General features: G+C 42.5%; 1 protein-coding gene. It reads left to right on the plus strand.

Translation table 11 applies throughout. The features are described from left to right. A partial coding sequence (locus ACFVXG_RS46090; protein ID WP_387936497.1) for a condensation domain-containing protein occupies positions 1-1,681 on the plus strand: 1,681 nt, incomplete at its 5' end. Positions 1,682-1,735: the final 54 nt, after the last annotated feature.

Below are 1,735 nucleotides of genomic sequence, written 5' to 3' on the forward strand. Positions count from 1 at the left end.
CAAGAGTATATGTGCCTACCTGATCCCGACAAATCAAGAGCAGCAACTGGATATGTCTGAAATCAAAAATGATTTGAGAGACAAACTGCCTGAGTATATGTTACCTGGCTTTATGATGCAGATTGATGCCTTGCCACTGACTTCAAATGGGAAGCTGGATGCAAAAGCACTGCCAGAACCAAATGCATTAGCAGGACAGGAATATATGCCACCAAGAACTAAAACAGAGAAAGTCATTACGGACATATTTGAAGAAATCTTAGGAATATCTCCAGTCGGCATAGAGGATAGTTTCTTTGAACTGGGAGGACATTCGTTAAAAGCGACGGCAGCCATTAATGCCATCGAGAAGAAGACAGGGATTCGTTTGCCAGTCAAAGATATATTTAGTTTACCAACTCCTGTCATGTTGTCGAGAAAGATTGAGGCCGCGGGAGAAGGCGAATATAGTCCAATACCACAAGCAGAACAGAGAGAAGCTTATCCAGCATCCTCTACACAGAAACGATTGTTTATTCTGGATCAGATGGAAGGCAACAGTACAGCATATAACATGGCGTCAGCGCTAGAAGTAACGGGTAACCTTGATTTAGAAAAAATACAACAAGCCATAGATCGTCTGATTAAGCGTCATGAGTCGCTGCGAACAAGTTTTGTAATGACCGAAGAAGGAGCATATCAAGTCATTGCAGACGAGGTATTCTACCAAGTGGAATATGAAGAGACCGACAGCTACAGTGACGCTGACATGGAACAATTTGTACGCCCGTTTGACATCGGAACAGCACCGCTCATGCGTTTTAAAGCAGTCAAAGAAAGAAATCAGAACAACTATATTTTACTATTTGATATGCACCATATTATTTCCGATCATCAGACGCTAAATCTATTAATCGAAGATTTCTCACGATTGTATAACGGTGAAGAATTACAACCACTTGAACTACAATACAAAGATTATAGTGAATGGATGCGTGGCAGAAACCTGGAGAGTCAGAGAAACTATTGGAAAGAAGTATTCAAAGAAGAGGCACCGGTTTTGGATTTGGTGACGGACTATCCACGTCCCAAAATCCAAAGCTACAAAGGAGCCCAAGTGTCTGTTCAGCTTAGCCAAGAGCAGAAAGCTGGCATTCAAAATATAAATAAACAACATGGAACGACAGATTACATGACCTTACTGGCTGTATTTATGATAGAACTGCATAAATACAGCAGGCAACAAGATATCGTGGTAGGAACACCCATCTCAGGCCGAGTGCATCAGGACACCGAGACAATAGCCGGCATGTTTGTCAATACGCTGGCAATGAGAGGGTATCCAAGGGCTGAAAAAACGTTCTTAGAATTTTTAAGCGAGATCAAAGAGCTGGCATTGAATGCATATGAGAATCAAGAATACCCGTTTGAAGAATTGGTAGAGGAAGTAGAAGTACGCCGTGATCTGTCACGCAATCCGCTGTTTGACGTGATGTTTACCATGCAGAATAACGAGGAAATCCATCTTGCGATGGGCGAAGCACAGGTAGAGATGCTGGGCATTCCTTTCATTGATGCCAAATTTGATTTGGATTTACAAGCTACAGCGTATGAAGAGGGGTACGCTTTAGATCTGGTATATTGCAGTGATTTATTTACCGAGACTTCGGCACAGGTCATCCTGGAGCATTTTAAGGTGTAGCTGGACAGGGTGATTGCTAACCCGGAAATGACATTGTCTGAACTCCTCATGGGC

It is taken from the genome of Kitasatospora sp. NPDC058162 (assembly GCF_042884005.1).
In the GTDB taxonomy this organism is placed as follows: Bacteria; Actinomycetota; Actinomycetes; order Streptomycetales; family Streptomycetaceae; genus Kitasatospora.